Source organism: Acinetobacter pragensis (assembly GCF_001605895.1).
GTDB classification, from domain to species: Bacteria; Pseudomonadota; Gammaproteobacteria; order Pseudomonadales; family Moraxellaceae; genus Acinetobacter; species Acinetobacter pragensis.
Map to the genome: position 1 here is coordinate 15,838 of NZ_LUAW01000027.1, position 20,839 is coordinate 36,676.

A 20,839-nucleotide genomic window follows, 5' to 3' on the forward strand; every position below is an offset into this window, starting at 1 on the left:
GCTATATCTATAAAATAAGATGGTTTTTTGTTCAAGCGTTACTCATGCCCAAACATTTTCAGCGCCATGCGTTTAGCTTGAGGGCCATAAAACCAGTAGGTCAGCAAATACAGCGGTATCGCCAGCAGCAGCGCCATAATCAAAACAATAGTGATAAACTGCGGCTGCTGCAGATAAAGCAGAAAATTCTGCCAAATTTCCGGATCTTTATAGGCAAAAATAGCGACACCCAAAATTTGAAAAGCAATGTTATAGCCCCAAAAAATCAAGGTATAGCCTAAAGTCAGCCGTTTGCGTTCAGCCTGATTCGGTGCGCGCTGGTTGCGCTTCAAAAAATGGAACAGCACCCAAATCATGGCAGCGAGATATGGAACCGCAGTTAAAACACCGCCAATCCCAGCTGGCAACAAAGCCGCCAATACGCCGCAAATGCAAGTAAGCACCAAACAAATCAGAAAAAATATTAAAAAATAACGTTTTAGAGACATCTGAGCGATGACCAAAGAAAAATAATATGACCAGTATAAAAAAAAATGATTTTTTTTTCATTTTATTGTCAACCAATCTGTAACCCTATGCGTTATATAGGGTACAAGGTCTGTAGCAACCGATGATTTGTACTGGCATCCACAATGTTTCGGTGACCTTTCTTAAAGCAATAAGCTTCATTTTCAGATTTAAGCTTTTGAACAGCAGTCAGAACTTAAATTTGAAAATAGATTTTTTGACCAGCGATTTACCATCACTCGAATCGCTGGTCTTTTATTTTCTGCAACGCTACTTTTACACAGCTGACAACAAACTCAATTCAGCATTCAGCATTCAGCATTCAGCATTCAGCATTCAGCATTCAGCATTCAGCATTCAGCATCAAAATACATTGACTCAAAAGATTCATATTTTTTGCATAATTTTATGGCTGGACTGAATCTGCGATATAGCGGTTGCGCCCCAAACTTTTCGCTTGGTACAAATTGGCATCCGCCAAGCTTAGAAACTCCATTTGACCGCTTTCTTCAGTCGGCAAAATACATTTCACCCCAAAACTTAAGGTCAGCTGATCCGACACTGGAGACGCCTTGTGCGGCAAAGCCGCCGCATTGACTGTCCGCTGAATGTTTTCCGCCACCTGTATCGCATTTTCTAAATTTGTCTCAGGCAAAACAATAACAAATTCTTCACCGCCATACCGGGCCACTAAATCCCGCGGCCGTACACAACAGCTTTCCAGCAGCCGCGCAATCTGCTGAATGCAGGCGTCCCCCACAATATGGCCATTCACATCGTTATATTGTTTAAAATAATCAATGTCCGCAATAATTAAAGACAGCGGTTTTTGCACCCGGATTGAATTCAGCCATTCGCGCGAATAATATTCATCAAATAAGCGCCGGTTCGCTATACCTGTTAAGCCATCCTTATAAGAATATTCCTCAAGTTTTCGCTGCATGGCCCTCAGCCGGTCTTCCTGACGCTTACGCGCAGAAATATCAAACATAAAGCCGACCAAGCTCTCGACTTCACCATTCGGCTTACGCACCACATGCACGACGTCGCGGATCCACGTATATTCCCCATTGGTTTTCAACGCCCGGTAGTCGGCCTCATGGTCTTGCCCTGCAATCGATTGAGAAACGCAATAATTAAAAACATTATCGCGGTCGTCTTCATGCATGCGGTCGACCCAGTCTTGAACGGACTGCCATGAATCCTGTGACCAGCCCAATAGTTTTTCAATCTGCGGGCCAATATAGCTGAATTTTTTTGTCTCCCAGTCAATACTCCATGGAATAGCCAAAGTCGATTCGATAAGTGTTTTATAAGTCATGTCTTTTGACAGTTTTTCAGAATCAAAATGATGGTTGATCATAACGTTGCCCGACCCTGTTGCGCAGTCTGTGTAAAACTCTTCATTCTTTTGATATTTACAATGAGGACTGCTTTTTATCTGCTCACCATTCACATGTGAGCCCCCAGACTTAAGCCTTCAGAAATATCAAACCCAAAAATCAAAATTGAATACTATTTATACAAAATAACACGTTTCTTTGATATCCCTATAATTAGGGATATGTTTTAATTTTTAAAAATAAAACCCTTTATTGACAGCAACTTGACTAATTTGGATAAGACAATGAATCAGCTCTGCTATTTTGAGATCCAATCATCAGATCCAGCCCGCGAAGCCGCATTCTATCGGCAGGTTTTTGGCTGGACTTTTACCCAAATCGAAGGCTTAGCCATCGAATACTATCAAATTGAAACGCCGAATATGCATGGCGGCTTATTGGCGCGCCCAGCACCGACACCATCTGCGCATTGCGGAACCAATGCCTTTACCTGCTCCTTCGAAGTCGAAAATTTTGATGCCGCGGCAGAAAAAATTTTAGCGCACGGCGGCCAAGTGGCGATGGAAAAATTTGCGATCCCCAACAAATGCTGGCAAGGCTATTTTATTGACCCTGACAACAACACTTTTGGACTGGTTCAAGTCGATGAAAATGCGCACTAGAAAAACCCGCTGCATAGAGATCGGGTAAAATAATTTAGCGCCTATCCTTCAGCAGAGCCGGTCTGCAGTGCCCATTAAAATGGCGTATAAAATACTGAGTACAAAAGGCTGAAATAAGAGCAGCCATCTGATGATGGCCTAGAGCTCCTCCATTCCTCAGCAGATGAATGCTTAAGCCATCTATCATGCCCTGTCCTTATTTGAAGCGCCTGACAAAATCAAGCGCACTGAAATAGCATTCTGAGGCGAAAAATAAAAAACTCAGCATCTAAGGCAAAAAGTAAAATCCAGCTGCCGCATCGGCGGAAATTGTCATTTCATTTCCAGCATCAGACATAGAATCAAAATTATTCTGATGAAAATATGCTAATTTAGTACGCGGCATTTCTGACATTTGAGTTCATATGACTGTACGTTTTTTTCATACATCTGACTGGCATCTCGGGCAATTTTTTTATAACCATTCACGTCAGTATGAACACGAACAGTTTCTTGCATGGCTCTTAACTCAAATCCAAGAAAAACAGCCCCATGCCTTGCTCATTGCAGGCGATATTTTTGATGTCATCAATCCGGCATCAGCAGCGCAAAAACAGCTGTATCAGTTTCTGGCCGATGCTCACAGCCTTGCTCCGCATATGCAGACCTTAATGATTGCCGGCAATCATGACTCTGGCTACCGCATCGAACAAGTTGAACCGTTATTAGCCAAATATAATGCCAAAACTGTCGGCGTCATTCACAAAAATGCCGACGGGCAGCTGGATTTAGACCGTTTGCTCACTCCGATTTACGATGCCCAGCAGCAAATCATTGCCTGGTGCCTGACCTTGCCTTTTTTGCGCCCAGCCGAAATTACCGGCATCAATGAACATACTGACAGCAGTCAAAATGCCATTGCCTATTTGCATCAGCAGCTGATTCTCGAAGCAAAAAAAAGAAAAACGGCCAATCAGGCTTTAATTCTGATGTCGCATGCGCACATGCAAGGCGGTGAAACCTCTGATTCCGAACGGCCAATCATTATTGGTAATGAAGAAGCGCTTTCCACAGCCTTATTTGATGAGGTGATTGATTATGTCGCTCTCGGGCATCTGCATAAGCCGCAAAAAGTACAGCATGCGCATATCCGCTACAGCGGATCACCTATTCCGCTGTCATTCAGTGAAATCCACTACAAGCATCAAGTGCTGGACATTCAGCTGGATCCCTCCCTGCAGCATGAAAACCGCCTGCTGATAGAGGCTTTGCCCATTCCGCGCACGGTTCAGCTGCATAAAATCAAAGGTGAATTAGCCGATGTGCTTTCACAGCTCAAAGCCTTGCCTAACGGTAAAATTGACAGCATTGACCGCCGCGAATATGTTGATATTGAATACCATACCCTCACCCCGCCGCCGCCAAATTTGCGGCAGCAGTTTGAAGAGGCGTTGCCGCAAGAGCGCTACCGTCTAGTGCGGATTTCACGGCAGTATCTTGCTTCTGAAAAAAATGGCGGTGCCGATGATGCTGTTCATCTGGAACCGCCGACGCCTGAAAAACTCTTCCAGCAGATTTGGCGAAAGCAAGGCTATACAGCCGATGATGATGTGCTGCAGGATTTTATGAGCCTCGTGCAGGATGCGCAAAAATCGCTTGAATCAGAATCCAATACTTAAGGCTGCGCCATGAAAATTCTATCTATCCGCCTTAAAAATCTGGCGTCCATTTCGGGTGAGCATTTTATTGATTTTGAAGCTGAGCCTTTAGCCAGCGCCGGATTAATTGCCATCGTCGGTAAAACTGGCGCAGGTAAATCCACCATTTTAGATGCCATGTGCCTTGCGCTGTTCAATAAAATTCCACGCCTCAAAGACAGTGATGGCAAATTGATTGATGTCGACGGTTCAGAATTATTGACCAACTCACCGCTGACGGTGCTGCGCCGCGGCACGGCGCACGGTTTTGCAGAACTCTGCTTTGTTGCGCAAGATCAAAAACGCTATTTGGCGCGCTGGGAACTGAAGCGCTCACGTGAAAAAACGGACGGTAAACTGCAAAACGTACAGCGGTATTTAACTTGCCTAACGGATGGCGCAGTGATCGCAGATAAACCCAAAACAGTTGAATCCAGCATTCATCAAATCACTCAGTTGAATTTTGATAAATTTACCCGGGCCGTGCTGCTGGCGCAGTCTGAAGTCACCGCCTTTTTAAAAGCACGGGATAATGAGCGCGGTGAATTGCTAGAATATCTGACCAATTCAGCCATTTTCGCAAAAATTGGCCAATTGGCTTTTGAAAAAACCAAGCAAGTCGCTCTGCAGCGCAAAGAACTTGAAAATGTGCTGGGGCATATTGAACTGCTGTCCGAAGAAGATGCCGCCGCCCTGTCTGCACATTTTCAACAGGCAGCGGCCGCCTATCAACAGTTGGAATCTGAAAAATCCCAGCTGGAAAAACAGCAACAATGGTTTGAACGCAAATATAAACTGGATCATGAGATTATTCTGAAGCAGCAGCTGACGGATGCCCAGCTCAAAGCCCAGCAGGATTTAATGCCGGAACGAGAGCGCTTAAATCGGCTGGAAATATTTTCAGCAATTCGTTCAAGCGTGTTCCAGCAGCAGCAATTACTTAAAACTGAACAGCAGCTGACACCGCAGATTGCACAGCATCAGCAGCAATTTAATGCAGTGCAGATGCAATTTGACGCTGAAAAAAATCAGTTCAGCCTTGCAGAAAAAGCGTTAACTGAACTGCAGAGCTTTGAAAATATACACCATGACTCTTTAAATGAAGTGCGTAAATGTATTCAGGAACGGGATTTTATTGGCGCTGAATTTAAAAAAAATCAATCAAAACTGGCAGATCTAGAACAGTCCCAAAAACCGCTGGCCGAGCATCAGCAAGCGCTCGAACAGCGCACCCAGCAGTTGACCCAGCAGCTGGCGCAGTTCAATCAGCAGCTGGCGCATACGCAACAGTTTTCAGTTCTGGATAAAGGGATCGAAGCCCATCTGCAGCAGCTTGGCCAATTTATTCAGCAGTATCAAGCGACCGAAAATCACTTGGGGAATGCTGTTCAGGCTGAACATCAGCTGATCGAGAAAAAAAATCAATTACAGCAATTCATCCATCATTGGGGAAGCGTTGAACAGCTTGAAAGCGCCGTTGAACAGACACGCCAGCAGCGTGAACTTAAAATCAATCAGCGTAATCAACTGGACTTTATCCAGCAAAAGCTCACTCAATGTTTTGAATGGCGCACCGAAGTTCAGCAATCGCAAGACCAGCTGAAAACGGCTGCGGCGCAATTGCAGCAGCTTGAAAAAAATGCGTTAAACGCTGAACAGGCCTTTCAGTCAGCAAAAGCCGCCTGCTTAACACTGCAGGAAGTTTTACAGCAGCAGCGCCTGTTGCATGCAAAAAATGTTGAACATTTGCGCGCGGATTTAAAAGACGGCGAGCCTTGCTTGGTTTGTGGAAGCATCGCCCATCCCTACAAAGTAGACGATACTGCTGTGTCCAATGCCTTGTTTGAATTGCAGCTGCAGCAAGAACGGCAGGCCGTGCAGAAAGAACAGGAAGCGTTAAAAGCGTGGCAGCTTGCACAGCAGCAGCTGACCACGCTGAATGCTGAATTAATACAGCTTGAAGCGGCGATTCAAAATATATCGAACAAAGCCGCCGCGGCTGAAAAAGACTTAACTAAGCTATGCGCAACAGCCAAGATTCAGCTTGATTTAACTCAGCCGCAGCCTGAGGCGGCAGCACAGCTCAATCAGTTTCATCAAAACTACAGCCTTGAAATTCAGCAGCTTGAAGATCAATCAAACCGTCTGATTCAGCAGATCAAAACACAGCAGGAGCTGATGCAAAAAATTCAGCAAGCTGAACATTGGCTGCAAACAGCGAAGCATCAGCAAAGCCAAGTGCAGCATATTATGAATTGCTTGACTGATGCTGAAAAAGAACTCTGGCTGCAGCAAAGCATCACCGCTGCACAGCAAGTTTATAGCCGCTTAAATACCCGCTCTCAACAGTTGAACCAGCTTGAACAGCTGACAAAACAGCTTGATCTGACCCATCAGCAATTCAGTTCGCTTAAATTAAAAATGGACAATACTGAAAAGCAAATTGAAGATATGGCGCAAAGCTTAAAGGACATCAAACTCAAAGGGCAGCAAAACACTGAAAGCGCCTGTCAGCTTATTCAGCTGATGACAGGCTTAACTGATGTAAAACCCAATGAATGGCTGCATCAGCACGACATCCAGCGGCAGCAGTCCCAGCAGCATTATCAGCAGTTTAAGCAAAGTTTTGAACGTATTCGCCAGCAGTTTGAACAAGAAAAAAATGCATTAGAACAGTTAAAAGCACAACTGCAGCAAAATCAGCAGCAGGAAAATCTGGTGAAGCATGACATTCAGCAATGGCTGGCGCAGCATACCGAATTTCAGTGGCCGGATTTAGAACAGTTGGCGCAAATCAGTCCGGCTCAAGAACAGCAGACGAGGCAGCAGCTGCAAAATGCAGAACGGCTGCTGAATGAAGCCTGCGCAGCGCTTAAAACCATGCAAGAACAATTGGCTGAACATCTGACGCATCAGCCTGAGATGGATTTGGCTCAGCTGCAGCAATTGATTTCAAGCAATGCGGAAACACTGAAAACGCAATTAGAGACACGCGATCAGCTGAAACTGAAACTGGAACTGCATCAGCAAAATGTGGCAAAGCAAATGCAGTTTGCAGCGCAAATACAGCAAGTGCAGCAGGAAGAGCACCGTTGGGGAAAAATTTCAGGCCTGATGGGAGATGCGAATGGCAAAAAATTCCGAGACTATGCACAGCAGTATAATCTGGATATTTTGCTGGAACATGCCAATCAGCAGCTGGCGGTGCTGTCTCAGCGCTATACATTAAAGCGTTTGGACAATTCTTTAAGCCTAGCCATAATTGACCATGATATGGATGGCGAGACCCGTTCTGTTGCTTCTCTTTCGGGCGGTGAATCCTTCCTCACTGCCCTTGCCCTGTCCTTGGCTATTGCCAACATGGCATCGGGTTCAATGAAAATCGAATCTCTGTTTATTGATGAAGGCTTCGGCACCTTAGATGCATCATCCCTGCATATGGTCATGAATGCCCTAGACCAGCTGCAGAATCAAGGCCGGAAGGTCGTGCTGATCTCACATATACAGGAAATGCATGAACGCATTCCGGTCCAGATTCAGGTATGCCCTTTAGGTGCAGGCGCAAGCACAATTGAAGTTGTTCATTAAGGAACAGCTAAGTAAAAACAGGAGCCGAAGAAAGCGCTTAATCCGCAGGGAATGCATTCGGCGCAGGCGCATACCTTCCAGCAGGCGCTGCCGTACCGCGCGGCGCATTCAGTTCATAGACAGCCGTGCCAATAACCCCGGTATTGTAAATAGAACCGCTGGCAGAATGGGCTACGTAGGCATCTTTAGGCTTGCTGAACGTAAAGGAGGCCACGGCATCATTGCTCTTGCGGAAACCTTCAATTTCCAGACTGCTGTAAGGCCGAAGCACATAGCCGCTGTTATAGCGTGATGCGCGCTGTCCGTTAATTACATCTAAACCATCAACACTGGCCACAATCTCATATGTTTGAGCGCTGCTGTTGCTGTATTTCAGCACATAGCTCTGCCCTTCATTTGCCGATAAAAAATACTGCTGATCCTCCCGGTACAGCGGCAAAGTACGGCCTCGTCCATCCAGTACAGCAAAGCTGACTTTACCTGCGGCTAAAGAAATACTGTTGATGCTGCGTCCTGAAAACTGTTTGCCGGCATAGCGGATTTGTGTTTCGGAAACAGGGGATGAACTTAAGCGCTTTAAAGCCACTTGGGTAATCGGTGAACTGATATCATCGCCCCACTTCGTCCCCAAACGCTGCTCATTCAGAATATTGCTGTTATTGGATGATGCAGAGCTGCGGCTGGCAGCGGCCTGAGCTGAATCTGCACGGGCTATTTCCGTTTCAGCTTGGACTTGCTGTGCTTCTGCACTGGCAGGCTGCTGTATCGCTGGAGAACTGCAGGCTGTTAAAATCAGCGTAAAAATGCTGGACAGCAGTGTCCAGATAAGAACTTGTATTGCTTTCATTGTGTTGTCCTTTATTAGAATATTTATACGCTCAAGTATAAAAGGATGGTCAACTCAGTGAAGCTGCAAATTGTTGATTTATGCTAAAGCCTGTAAAGAAAAAAAGCAGGCAATCATGCATTGCCTGCTTTTTTTTGATGCTTATGAAACGGAAAACCTTGGACTGCATTTCAGCGTCATGATTCACCGAACTGCCTCAAGGTTAAAATTTGTTCACTTCGTCCAAAGGGTCCATTCACATCATGCAGCACCGAACTGGTTAAGCCAATGCCGTCGTCGCCATACTGCTGCACCGTCTGCAAGCCCAGCCACTGCCCTTGCGGGATACGGTGCAGATGAATCTGCAAATCTAAATTGGGAAAGCCCCATTTAAATGGCCAATCCTGTCTTGGCACAATACCATTTGCAGTATCCACCAGCCCCATTAAGCGCACAAAGTCAGAACTGGCTTCACCGTCAATCATTTCGTGCGGCGTACTCAGCCAGATGATGCCTTGACCGGCACGCCGTTCATGGCTTCGCGCTTCAATTGACTGAATATAGCCGCCCGGCCATTGGCGAATTCCTTCCCACACTGGAGCCTGCTCAGGCCCTTCTACAGGCCGGTCTTCCAGCCCATGAACGCTTTGACTATTTTGCGTCAGCATGCGCCAAGTCCGCGCTGTTATGCAGGTTTTTCCCTGCGCACTCATTTCAGATTCAATCAATTCAATGGTTTTGCCTGGACGGATGACTTTTGTGACAATTTTAAACTCGCCCGCTGGAATTAAACCCAAAATATCCAGGCTGATGCGGCCAATGCGCATATCATTGCGCGGGGAAAACTGATCCAATTCAGCACAGATAATGCCGGTGGCAGGCGCCATATGCTGCTCATGCTCGTTCCAAGCGCCTTGCGCTAAAGATGTTGAACGGTAATGCGCTTCCACTGTGCCTTGAGCATCTGTTTCACGTCGAATCAGCTGATAATATGCAGTCATGAACTTTCCTGTCTGTTCAGTAAAATGAGTCACTTCGATATCAAAACTATCCTGATACGCTGCTTGTTTTGTACTCAACTTTAGTGGAAAGTTCAACTTTTAACACCTAAACTGAACCCGAAAGTTCAATTTATTGAGAAATATGTCCTGATATGCTGAAAGCATTTTTAACCTGCACTGCAGAGGAAACGCCCTATCACAGCGAGATATTGCCATTGCAGATGCATTTATTTCTGTGACCGGCGGCAATTTGGCTTCAGCGCAAAGCTGAACACACTTTCAGCATAAAGCATCATGCCTGTTTTGAATAATCACGGGCGCCAAACAATGCTGTCCCCACACGTACCATGGTTGAGCCGGCAGCAATTGCATCAGCCATATCGCTGGACATCCCCATGCTCAAGGTATCCCAATCATCAGGATGCGCATGCTGCCCTTTCACTTGCTCAAATAAAGTCTTCGCATCTGCAAATGCGCCGGTATTTTCAGGCGCTGGAATCACCATTAAACCGCGTAAACGCAAATTCGGCAGTTTTGAAATCTGCGCAACCAAATCAGAAACTTCATTCGGCTCACAGCCATCTTTCGTCTCTTGACCGTCAATATTCACCTGCAGGCAAATATTCAGCGGGGCCAGAGCAGATTCACGCTGGCTGGATAAGCGCTCGGCAATAATCAGGCGGTCAACGCCATGCACCCAATCGAATTTTTCGGCCAAATGCTTGGTCTTATTGCGCTGCACATGGCCAATAAAATGCCATTCAATCGATAAATCTTTCAGGGCTTCAATTTTATCCAAAGCTTCCTGCAAATAATTTTCACCAAATGCGCGCTGGCCAGCACCATGCATTTCCCGCAGCATTTCACTCGGATGCGTCTTTGACACCGCCAGCAGCTGTACGGCCTGCACATCGCGTCCAGCCTGCTCGCATGCCTGCTGAATCTGATGCAGCACCTGATCTCTTGCTTCTTGAAGTGTATTCATTGACGGGGTTCTCATTTCATTCATCTTTTTTTCCTTTGCCCTTTAACTAACAGTTGGTTAAGCTGAGGGAAAGCCTTATTATTCTATCAAAATAATTAAGATTTAGACGTTCTCGGGGATATTATGGATATTACAGAATTACTGGCGTTTTCTGCCAAAAATGGCGCATCGGATTTGCACTTATCTGCGGGCATGCCGCCGCTCATCCGTGTGGATGGTGAAGTCCGCCGCATCAACTTACCGGCCTTAGAACATAAAGAAGTGCACAAATTAGTGTATGACATTATGAACGATAAGCAGCGCCGCGACTTTGAAGAAAAATTGGAAACTGACTTTTCATTCGAAGTGCCTGGCGTAGCCCGGTTCCGTGTCAACGCGTTCAACCAAAACCGCGGTGCGGGTGCAGTATTCCGTACCATTCCATCTAAAGTGCTTTCAATGGAAGATTTGGGCCTAGGTCAGATTTTTAAAGAGATCTGTGAATATCCGCGCGGCATCGTTTTGGTCACAGGACCGACCGGTTCAGGTAAATCGACGACGCTTGCAGCCATGATGGACTATATCAATGACAACCGCTATGACCATATCTTAACGGTCGAAGATCCTATCGAATTTGTGCATCAGTCAAAAAAATGCCTGATTAACCAGCGTGAAGTACACCGCGATACCCACGGCTTTAACGAAGCGCTGCGTTCTGCACTGCGTGAAGACCCGGACATTATCCTCGTCGGTGAGATGCGTGACCTTGAAACCATCCGTTTGGCGCTCACCGCTGCCGAAACAGGCCACTTAGTCTTCGGCACGCTGCATACCACCTCCGCCGCTAAAACCATTGACCGTGTCATTGACGTTTTCCCTGCTGAAGAAAAAGACATGGTTCGCGCCATGCTGTCAGAATCGCTGCAGGCGGTTATTTCACAAACGCTGCTGAAGAAAAATGGCGGCGGCCGTGTGGCTGCGCATGAAATCATGATCGGCATTCCAGCCATCCGTAACTTGATCCGCGAAAATAAGGTTGCGCAAATGTATTCCGCAATCCAAACGGGCGCAAATTACGGCATGACGACACTGGATCAAAGCTTAAAAGGCTTAGTATCTAAAGGCATTATCAGTCCGCAAACTGCCCGTACCGCAGCCAAGCAGCCTGAATCTTTCCTATAAAAACAATAACACTGTCATTGGGGACTATTTATGGACTTTAACGGCTTGCTCGACTACATGGTCGAGAAAAAAGCGTCTGACTTATTCATCACTGCTGATGTAGAGCCTTCAATTAAAATTAACGGCACCATTATGCCGATTGGCTCAACCAAGCTGCCCGGCTCAACTGTGGGCCAGCTTCTGAACTCCATCATGTCTGAAAAGCAGCGGAAAGAGTTTGCCGAAACTCGCGAATGCAACTTCGCCATCACCAGCAAAGATAAATCTTCACGTTTCCGTGTCAGCGCATTCCAGCAGCGTGATCAGCCTGGCATGGTGCTGCGCCGCATTGAAACGGTCATTCCAACCATGGATGATTTGAAGCTGCCGCCCATTTTAAAAGAACTGGCAATGACCAAACGCGGCATCATTATTTTTGTTGGCGCAACCGGTACAGGTAAATCGACCTCATTGGCTTCTATTATTGGCTTCCGCAATGAAAATTCACATGGCCATATTATTACCATTGAAGACCCGATTGAATTTATTCATGAGCACAAAGGCTGCATTATTACCCAGCGTGAAGTAGGTATTGATACTGACTCTTTTGAAATTGCGCTGAAAAACACTCTGCGTCAGGCGCCAGATGTAATTTTGATCGGTGAGATCCGTTCGCGTGAAACTATGGATTACGCGATTGCCTTTGCCGAAACAGGCCACTTGGTTTTTGCCACCCTGCATGCCAACAATGCCAACCAGGCCATTGACCGGATTATTCACTTTTTTGAAGCCGACCGTCATGGCCAGCTGTTCATGGATTTATCCTTGAACCTGAAAGCCATGGTGGCGCAGCAGCTGATTCCAACGCCAGACGGCAGCTCTCGCCGCGCAGCCATTGAAATCCTCATCAACTCCCCTCTAATTTCAGATTTAATCCGCAAAGGTGAAGTCCACGAAATTAAAGACTTGATGAAACGCTCGCGCGAGCTAGGCATGCAAACTTTTGACCAAGCACTGTTTGACTTATATAAAGCGAAGCAAATTACCTATAAAGATGCGCTGAAACATGCCGATTCACCAAACGACCTGCGTCTGCAAATTAAATTGTCTGAAGAAGGCGGTGACCGCTTGCTGCATGCCAGCACCAACATCACTTTTGACGGTCAGTCATAACATTCTGCAAATTTAATGGCTCAAAAAAAAACAGGCTTGATATCAAGCCTGTTTTTTTATTTCTGCGTCAATAAACTGATTCAGATTATTTTTTGCGGTAAGCATCCTGACATTCCTGCGAATCGCAGTAGCCATATAAATTCAATGAATGGCCAGTCAGCTCAAAACCAAATTTTTTGGCCACTTCATGCTGCTCATGCTCAATCACATCATTGGTAAATTCAACGACTTTATTGCAGTTTTGACACACGATATGATCGTGATGATCTTCCTGCATAATCTCAAAAACAGAATGGTTGTTTTCAAAATGATGGCGCTGAATAATGCCGGCAGCTTCAAACTGTGTTAACACACGGTAAACAGTTGCTAAACCAACATCTTCACCCTGTTCAAGTAAAGTCTTATAAATGTCTTCCGCACTTAAATGATGTTGTCTTGAATTTTCTAATAATTCCAATATTTTAATTCGTGGAAGCGTAACTTTAAGTCCAGCTTTGCGTAAATCTTGGTTTGATATAGGCATGAAAAAAGGTCTCTCAACAAAATTAAAGTTGGAATATGCAACAAACTTTAGATGCAGTATGATCTATCCTTGGATCAAATGCATCATAATTAATTTGGGATAGTGTAGCAAAATGCAAAAACTCATGCTGACGTTATTCGTCACTTCATTGCTCGTAGGCTGTTCAACCTTGGGCGTTTATAAAGTTGATATTCCTCAAGGAACGCCTCTTACACAAGCAAAAGCAGCTCAAATCCAGCCTGGCATGAACTTTCAGCAGGTGCGTTTTTTGCTTGGCAGCCCAACAATTACAGATCCAATGAATCCGCTGCGCTGGGACTACATCTACAACTATACCCCAGGAACTTATGCGAAAAAAGCCAAGATTCCTGCAGCACAAGGTCAGCATTTAAAAGTATTCTTTAACCAGCAAGGCATTGTAGAAAAAGTTGAAGGATTGGAAACAATTCCAGCAACTCAGCCCGGCCTGCCAGGTTCTAAAGAAGCGATTTTAACTGCGCCCCCACTATAGTCAGTTTAAGATAAAAAGAAACCCCTCATTGAGGGGTTTTTCTTATTGCTTCAATTGTTTAAAGCGATTTCCTTTACTAAAGCGCCCGACTGGATGGCTGATGGCGCGTTTACGCCGGATATCTTTCGGGTTGATCGTTAGGGCGCGGTAGATTTCTACCCGGTCTCCCGCGGCCAACAATTGCCGCGGGTCCTGTATGCGTTGACCGAAGATGCCCAATTGAAGCGGTTCAGGAAGAACCGTCTGCTGGGCTATCCCGCTTTGCTCAATGGCGTCTAAAGCCGTCATGCCCTCTTTGAATTCTACAGCAATATGAAATTGCTGTTCTGCATCCGCAAATGTCACCCAAACCTGAGCCTGCATAACCATTAGAATAATTTACCAATGACTGCAATAATTGCCGCGACAATGGCAACCGGCAATACAATGCGCACAGCAATACGCCAAATATTGTAAAACACTTCATTGCTGAAATTCATCGACTTGCGCAAATGGCTGATTTTCATGATCCAGCCGGCAAATATGGCGTAAATCAGGCAAATGACTAAGCCCCACAGCATTAATCCTATATTTAGAATCATATTCATGTTTGGCACGGCCCAAATAAATACCGCTGCCAGCAGAATGATCCACTGTATAGGCAAAGCCAATTGGCGCTGCTGAAACTGTTCACGCGCCATATTCAGAATTAAACCTGCTGCCATCACTGTAGCGAAAGCGAGCACATAAGCAGGAATAGCTGAAGTAACTGCAAAAAAGCCAAATGCCACAACCGCCAGCAGCTGCGCAAACCAAATCGGCAAGGCTGATTGAGTCGCGGAGTTTTGGCCTTGCGCGGCTGGCAAGCTGCTCTGCCAATACAGGCCTAAGCCTAAACCGCTGGCAACCAAAGCCAGAACCGTAGCGCTGCCCCACTCACTGAATTCAACAGGAGTTGCTTGCCACTCAGGCAATGACGTGCCGAATACATTGGCGGCTATTAAAGATGCCAGCACGCCGGCTGCGGTCAGCAAAACGGTAAATTGACGCGGAATAAAAGATACAGCAACAGCAGCAATGGCCACGACCGCAAACAAAATATTAGGCGCGGCACTGGAGATTGCTGAAAGCTTCAAAATGTATGCTGAATTGGACAGCATGCCGCCTGTAAGGAACGGAATAAATACCGCACCCAGCCAGCCAGCTAAACGCCACTTTTGAGATGCATCTGCATCACGGGTCAAATTAGATAAAGCCTGCAATGCCGTTGTCTTTGAACGTTTCGCCAAAGCAATCTCTAAATAGCACAGCGGCAGTGCTAGAATCAGCATTGCCGCGATCCAGAGCAGCCAAAAATCTAGCTGACGTTCAAATTGAATGCCTGTCATGGGCGCCAAAGTGGCGATCACAATAAATGACAAACAAAATGCCAGCAATGGCGGCAACCATTTTGACATAGCATTATCCTGCATGATGCGTTCCTTTATTAAATCTAGCGCTATTTTGCCCTGCTCAAGGCTGAAAATCAAAAACAAAAAGCAAACCACCATAACAGTGATTTGCTGCGCCAAGTTGTATCCAAATTTTAATTCTAATTATTCAGTGATTTTTATTTTATGAGAAAAAACGCGAAAACCAGTTTTTACCCTTTTTCTTCTCTTTTTCTTTGATGATTCCCATCATGTTCTCTTTTACCGCGCCGACATAATCCGCATCATCATGCTGAATATGGTTAATCAGCCATTTTGATAGCACTTCATGCAGTTCAGATTCAATTGCATGGCCCAGCTCAAAACGGTCACGGTAGGATTCAATTTTTTTAATAAATAAATCATGAACACGCTTATGCGGTACACGGTACTTATAGCCCGCTTCTTCTTGAAGAGATTCTTCAAAAGTAAAATGCGACTGCGTGTAATCAATAATATTTTCAAGAATCTGCTTTACACGTTCACGATCAATATTGGCATCAATGCCATCAATTTCATTGATATAATCCAAAATCCGTTTGTGCTGATCGTCAATCACATCGATGCCAGTATTATATTCTGGAACCCATTTCATTTTCATTACGATCACCTTGCGTCAGATTTTAAAAGATAAATCACATTAAAATTAATAATATAGGTAAATTGATAAAATAAAAATGAAGTGATTTACTCGGGTTTCCGTATTTTTTTTATATTTCTTGTAGGTTATTGTTTTACAATCTGTTTACAAAAATACCCAACCATAAAGCTAAGATATTTTTTAATCAATTCAACAATTTATTAATTATTCATTGTGCATATTCATCATAAAAAACCATTTAAACAGCATCATGGCTCAGCCATGGCATGAATATACCCAGCACGCAAGATTAACCCCGCAATGCGGGATAATCGACGTAAAAACACTTCCAGCACTTTAATTTACTGAATTAAACGATACAGAAAATATATCAATGCTGATCGGCTATACTGATCCGCTTTAAAGATGGATCCAGACGCTCCCGCTCTAAACGGGCAATATAAGTCTGGCCATGGCGGATAGGCCGTCCATGCTGAAACAGAATCATTTCACCTGGGGCAAAGGCTGTCCACACTTCATTTTGTGTTAGAGGCTCTGTAGTAATCACTGCCACACAGTCTTCAGGTGTTGTTACTTCACTGAAATCAACTTCCACATCTAAATCAATCAGCTGAGCCGGCTTGAATGGATACTCACGCACCAGCCAATGCAGTTTGGTAATCGCATAGGCAAAAAGCGCCTGACCATTCGATAAACAGAAATTAAAGGTGCCGTGTTCTGCAATGTGCGGAGAGATTTCCAGCAGCGCATCAAAAACCTGATCCAGCGAAGGTTCAGTATAGCCGAAACGCGTTACCAGCTGTTCCAGCAGATAGCAGAATGCACGCTCACTGTCAGTATTGCCGACTGGGGTAAACCGGCCGGCCAGTTGAGGATGAAAGTCATGCAAGTCGCCATTATGGGCAAAAATCCACTGCCTTCCCCACAGCTCGCGGCTGAATGGATGAGAATTTTCAAGGTTGATTTTGCCCTGCGTCGCTTTACGGATATGCGCAATCACATTGCGTGATTTAATGGGATAATTGCGGATCAGCTCTGCAATCGGCGACTCTACAGCAGACTGATTATCGGCAAACAGGCGGCAGGCCTTATCTTCAAAAAAAGCAATGCCGAAACCATCACAGTGGTCAGAGGTAATTCCCGCGCGCTGTGAAAAACCGCGGAATGAAAAGGTAATATCCGTCGGTGTCGCACAATTCATTCCTAACAGCTGGCACATAAGTTTTCATCATCTGTTTAATCCACCACACTGCTATTCTGCATGAGTCCTTATCCCATTTCAAACTGGAAAATCAGCGTTTCTTATGAATTTTCAAGATTTAGCCATAGTTTTCTTTTGCAAAATAAAATCTTTGACCAGCTGGGAGGCATCCAAATACACAAAATAATCTAAGCCATTAAATGCTTCATCATAATAAACCTGCGTTGACAGCCGAGTATTCATTTTTAAATAGACATCAAACAGCTTAGAAATAGGTTCATCCTAATAAAAGCTGTATTGCGGATACGGCGGCTCAAAAGCCAGCTGAGGCTCGATATGGCAGCGGAATGACTGCAGCAGCTTCTGATAGATTGATGAGTTATAATAGACCCGCGCTTCATTGCCCTCCATGCTGATGCTGACACAGCCAATAAAATGCTTTGCGCATATTTCCCATCAAACTTTCGGCATTATTTCGGCAGCAAATATATCTTGATTTAAGCCTAATTCAAACTGAATGCCGAATTACTGAGAAAATTATTCGGCCCTAAAGCGTTGCGCTTATTTCAGGCTGTGTGAGTCGTTTATCCTTTCAAATTTATAAGAGTTATTTTTTGCAGATTTCTTTTGAAAGAGAAAAGTGAAATTTTGGCGGTAGTGATTTTTTAATTTATCCAACATCACCAACAGCCCAAGTATTTTTTTCTACATTAGGCAATCCCGATGACATTTTTATAACGTGCAGCCAACCTGCTAACCATAAAAATGCCAGCCAATAGGTGTATTGGCTGGCATCAGTATTTGAATACGAGCTTTCGATTTAATTTGAATTTTACAGAACTTTCACTCTGCAAAAAATCAGCATTAAATTAAGCTTTTTTCACATTGGCGCGGTTGGTAATGAGTGTGCCGACACCATGATCGGTAAAGATTTCCAGCAAAGTGGCATGCGGTACACGGCCATCAACAATGTGCGCGCTGATCACACCGCCTTTAACTGCATCCAATGCACAGCCGACTTTCGGAATCATGCCGCCATAAATGACACCGGTTTCAATCAGGCGGTCAACTTCCTGCGTACTGAGTCCAGTCAGCAGGTTTTTATTTTCATCCAGCACACCGCTGATATTGGTCAACAGAATCAACTTTTCCGCGCCTAGCGCCTCGGCAACCTTTCCGGCAACCAAATCAGCATTGATGTTGTAGGTATTGCCATCTTCATCAACCCCCAAAGGCGCAATGACTGGAATGAAATCACTTTGCGTGAACATCTCCAATACATCGGTCTTCACGCCCACTACTTCACCGACCAGCCCAAGATCAATCTCAGTCACAGTACCGTCTTCTGCTGTTTTCTGCATCAGCAGCTTTTGCGCGCGGAGTAAATTGCCGTCTTTACCGGTTAAGCCTATTGCGCGGCCGCCATGCTGATTGATCAGGTTCACAATCGATTTGTTCACGCTGCCGCCCAGAACCATCTCAACCACTTCCATGGTAGCAGGATCCGTCACGCGCATGCCGTCAATGCGGTCAGATTCACGGCCCAGCTGTTTTAAGAATGAGTCCACTTGCGGACCGCCGCCATGCACAACAATTGGGTTCAGGCCCACTGTTTTCAATAAAACAATGTCTCTTGCAAATGAACTTTCCAGCTCAGGATCAGTCATGGCATTGCCGCCATACTTCACAACCAGCGTTTTGCCCGAAAATCTTTGAATATACGGCAAAGCTTCTGTCAAAATTTGCGCTTTGTCGATGCCTGTATGCTGATGCGGCATTCGCCTCTCCTTATTGAGCATCTAATATGTCCTGAGCAATATGCGGATATTGCTCTGATAACATAGAACTGAACAGGTTCCTTATTTCATTTAAACGCGATGGATTGTCTGCATCAAAGCGCACTGTGAAATACTCCCCTGTATTTGATGCTCGAATGATGCCAAATCCATCATCAAAATCAAGACGTATGCCATCAATTTTACTGATTTCTGCATCAATATATTGAGATTGCTGCTCTACCGCATTTAAAACCGTTTGCGGAATGGCTTGATAAGTGCTGATGTATATATCTTCTGTGCCGTTGCGTTCAGGATACTTCGCCAGCGCCTGAGACAGGCTTAAGCCTTTGAGCTGAATGAATTCCAAGACCCGCAGCGCTGCATACAGGCCATCATCATAACCGCAGCCGCGCCCGTCATTGAAAACATAATGACCGGCGTACTCACCGCCAAAGACAGCGCGTCCAGCCGACTTTGCCAAATACTTGCGCAGGAAAGAGCTTCCTGTGCGGATCATAACCGGCTGGCCGCCTAAAGCGGCAATCGTTTTCCGAACCATGCTGGAACATTTGACGTCATAAATAATTTCACGTCCTGGGTGTTCTGCTAGGCACAGCTCTGCAAACAGGCACAGCAACCGGTCTGCTGAAACTGTTGCACCCAATTCATCAATCAGCACTAAACGGTCACCATCGCCGTCTAAGGCTATGCCAATATCCGCTTTTTGTTCCAGTACGGCCTGACGTATTTTTTTCAGGTGAATCTCTTGTGAAGGGTCAGGGGCATGATCCGGGAAATTCCCATCCGCTTCACAGCGGATGGCAGTCACGTCACAGCCTGATTTTTGTAAAACCAAGGCTGCGCAGCGTCCAGCTGAACCGTTTAAGCCATCCAGCACAACGTTTACTGAGTGCTTTAAATGAATGTCCGAAAGCAGTGAATGCTGATACTGCAAGCAAAATTCAGGATAAATCTGGAGTTCTGCAACAGGCATTTGCACAGCAGATTTAGGTACAAAATATTTTTTAGAATCCTGCCCGACCTGCTGAATCATTTCTGGACACGGCGGTTCGCCTTGAATAATCCATTTAATGCCATTGTCGGATTTAGGATTGTGGCTCGCTGTGACCATAATGCCGTTGCCGCCATACTGGCGCGCTATGTAATACAGCATTGGACTTGAACAGCAGCCGATTAAAACGGTATGTAACTGATGCTGCTGGCACACAGTTTGAATAATTTGCGCATAGCCGGGACTGGTTAACCGCGCGTCATAACCGATCACAAGCTGAGATTGACCAGCGCGAATATATTGCTGCGCCAAACCGTGCGCAATTGCCTGCACCATTTCTGCATTCAGCAAGGATACCTTTCCGCGGATATCATACGCGCGGAAAATATGTATCGGGAAGTTATTATACAATGTCCCCATAATGCATTCTTCTAATCATCAACGTTGCTAAGACCGATTTATAATTAAATTTTAAATTAAATCGCGGAATAGATAAAATAATTTAAGCCTTGTTTTAATTAAATTATATTTACCATGCTAAGGTGTATTTTGAAATCATGTTCATTTAAGAACCAATTAAAATACGCCTACATATTACAGTATAATTTTTCAATTATAAAATCCATCGATGGCCCCATTTCACATTTCAAAATTATTTAACTTATAATTTTATTTAAATTCATAAAATACAAAACAATAACTTTACCAAAACTTAAATAAACCAGATAAACCACAGCGTTATTTTTAACAAAAGCGCCATTATTCAATTTACATTAAAAGAATACTCTATGGCAGTAACCCGATTTTTTACACAAAAAATAACATTGCTAACCATTATTTATACAAATATCATTAAAAAACGTA

20 protein-coding genes are annotated in these 20,839 nt (G+C 44.8%); 6 read left to right on the top strand and 14 right to left on the bottom strand.

Features of this window, described 5'->3' with window-relative positions:
* Positions 1-38 precede the first annotated feature (38 nt).
* Positions 39-488, bottom strand: coding sequence for an ABZJ_00895 family protein (locus AZH43_RS12325; protein WP_067670108.1), 450 nt, complete (start codon positions 486-488; stop codon positions 39-41).
* A gap of 425 nt (positions 489-913) precedes the next feature.
* On the bottom strand, positions 914-1,870 hold the full coding sequence (locus AZH43_RS12335) for a sensor domain-containing diguanylate cyclase (RefSeq protein ID WP_067670111.1): 957 nt from the start codon (positions 1,868-1,870) through the stop codon (positions 914-916).
* Positions 1,871-2,134: 264 nt separating this feature from the next.
* Here AZH43_RS12335 and AZH43_RS12340 point away from each other — a divergent pair, with 264 nt between their 5' ends.
* Positions 2,135-2,512, top strand: a complete 378-nt coding sequence (locus AZH43_RS12340) for a VOC family protein (RefSeq protein WP_067670113.1) — start codon at positions 2,135-2,137, stop codon at positions 2,510-2,512.
* A 268-nt stretch (positions 2,513-2,780) separates the two neighbouring features.
* On the opposite strand, the gene AZH43_RS19080 is transcribed toward AZH43_RS12340, so the two are convergent.
* Positions 2,781-2,906 (bottom strand): hypothetical protein, encoded by a 126-nt coding sequence (locus AZH43_RS19080; protein WP_264753354.1) that lies wholly within the window; start codon positions 2,904-2,906, stop codon positions 2,781-2,783.
* Positions 2,907-2,916: 10 nt separating this feature from the next.
* On the opposite strand from AZH43_RS19080, the gene AZH43_RS12345 reads away from it, so the two are divergent.
* Entirely contained in the window at positions 2,917-4,170 is a 1,254-nt protein-coding gene (locus AZH43_RS12345; protein WP_067670115.1) for an exonuclease SbcCD subunit D, read from the top strand.
* A 9-nt stretch (positions 4,171-4,179) separates the two neighbouring features.
* Positions 4,180-7,776, top strand: coding sequence for an AAA family ATPase (locus AZH43_RS12350; RefSeq protein WP_067670117.1), 3,597 nt, complete (start codon positions 4,180-4,182; stop codon positions 7,774-7,776).
* Positions 7,777-7,813: 37 nt separating this feature from the next.
* On the opposite strand, the gene AZH43_RS12355 is transcribed toward AZH43_RS12350, so the two are convergent.
* From AZH43_RS12355 to AZH43_RS12365, 3 genes are all read right to left on the bottom strand, one after another.
* Positions 7,814-8,623: a hypothetical protein gene (locus AZH43_RS12355; RefSeq protein WP_067670118.1), complete on the bottom strand. Its 810-nt coding sequence runs from the start codon at positions 8,621-8,623 to the stop codon at positions 7,814-7,816.
* Between the two features lie 176 nt (positions 8,624-8,799).
* Positions 8,800-9,603 (bottom strand): thioesterase family protein, encoded by an 804-nt coding sequence (locus tag AZH43_RS12360; RefSeq protein ID WP_067670120.1) that lies wholly within the window; start codon positions 9,601-9,603, stop codon positions 8,800-8,802.
* A 292-nt stretch (positions 9,604-9,895) separates the two neighbouring features.
* Positions 9,896-10,588, bottom strand: coding sequence for a YggS family pyridoxal phosphate-dependent enzyme (locus AZH43_RS12365; protein WP_067670175.1), 693 nt, complete (start codon positions 10,586-10,588; stop codon positions 9,896-9,898).
* 123 nt (positions 10,589-10,711) lie between these two features.
* Here AZH43_RS12365 and AZH43_RS12370 point away from each other — a divergent pair, with 123 nt between their 5' ends.
* Both AZH43_RS12370 and AZH43_RS12375 read left to right on the top strand, forming a co-directional pair.
* A complete protein-coding gene (locus tag AZH43_RS12370; RefSeq protein WP_067670122.1) occupies positions 10,712-11,749 on the top strand; it encodes a type IV pilus twitching motility protein PilT in 1,038 nt (345 codons plus the stop codon).
* A gap of 30 nt (positions 11,750-11,779) precedes the next feature.
* Positions 11,780-12,901, top strand: coding sequence for a PilT/PilU family type 4a pilus ATPase (locus tag AZH43_RS12375; protein ID WP_067670124.1), 1,122 nt, complete (start codon positions 11,780-11,782; stop codon positions 12,899-12,901).
* Positions 12,902-12,986: 85 nt separating this feature from the next.
* Here the strand turns inward: AZH43_RS12375 and fur are convergent, their stop codons facing one another.
* Positions 12,987-13,424: a ferric iron uptake transcriptional regulator gene (fur, locus tag AZH43_RS12380; RefSeq protein WP_067670126.1), complete on the bottom strand. Its 438-nt coding sequence runs from the start codon at positions 13,422-13,424 to the stop codon at positions 12,987-12,989.
* 112 nt (positions 13,425-13,536) lie between these two features.
* Here fur and AZH43_RS12385 point away from each other — a divergent pair, with 112 nt between their 5' ends.
* Positions 13,537-13,935: an outer membrane protein assembly factor BamE gene (locus AZH43_RS12385; RefSeq protein ID WP_067670128.1), complete on the top strand. Its 399-nt coding sequence runs from the start codon at positions 13,537-13,539 to the stop codon at positions 13,933-13,935.
* A gap of 42 nt (positions 13,936-13,977) precedes the next feature.
* On the opposite strand, the gene AZH43_RS12390 is transcribed toward AZH43_RS12385, so the two are convergent.
* The 7 genes from AZH43_RS12390 to AZH43_RS12415 all read right to left on the bottom strand — a co-directional run bounded on the left by AZH43_RS12390 (position 13,978) and on the right by AZH43_RS12415 (position 20,395).
* The gene (locus AZH43_RS12390; RefSeq protein WP_067670130.1) at positions 13,978-14,304 is read right to left on the bottom strand and encodes an RnfH family protein; all 327 of its coding nucleotides are present in this window, start codon (positions 14,302-14,304) and stop codon (positions 13,978-13,980) included.
* Entirely contained in the window at positions 14,304-15,386 is a 1,083-nt protein-coding gene (locus AZH43_RS12395; protein WP_067670177.1) for a hypothetical protein, read from the bottom strand. Before AZH43_RS12395 ends, AZH43_RS12390 begins: the two co-directional genes overlap by 1 nt.
* 142 nt (positions 15,387-15,528) lie before the next feature.
* Complete coding sequence (locus AZH43_RS12400; RefSeq protein WP_067670132.1) at positions 15,529-15,984, bottom strand: bacteriohemerythrin; 456 nt, start codon at positions 15,982-15,984, stop codon at positions 15,529-15,531.
* A gap of 370 nt (positions 15,985-16,354) precedes the next feature.
* On the bottom strand, positions 16,355-17,203 hold the full coding sequence (locus AZH43_RS12405) for a class II glutamine amidotransferase (protein WP_067670134.1): 849 nt from the start codon (positions 17,201-17,203) through the stop codon (positions 16,355-16,357).
* 264 nt (positions 17,204-17,467) lie between these two features.
* Entirely contained in the window at positions 17,468-17,596 is a 129-nt protein-coding gene (locus AZH43_RS19085) for a hypothetical protein (RefSeq protein ID WP_264753355.1), read from the bottom strand.
* Between the two features lie 458 nt (positions 17,597-18,054).
* Positions 18,055-18,963, bottom strand: a complete 909-nt coding sequence (gene argB / locus AZH43_RS12410) for an acetylglutamate kinase (protein ID WP_067670136.1) — start codon at positions 18,961-18,963, stop codon at positions 18,055-18,057.
* Between the two features lie 10 nt (positions 18,964-18,973).
* Positions 18,974-20,395 (bottom strand): phosphomannomutase/phosphoglucomutase, encoded by a 1,422-nt coding sequence (locus AZH43_RS12415; protein WP_067670138.1) that lies wholly within the window; start codon positions 20,393-20,395, stop codon positions 18,974-18,976.
* Positions 20,396-20,839 lie beyond the last annotated feature (444 nt).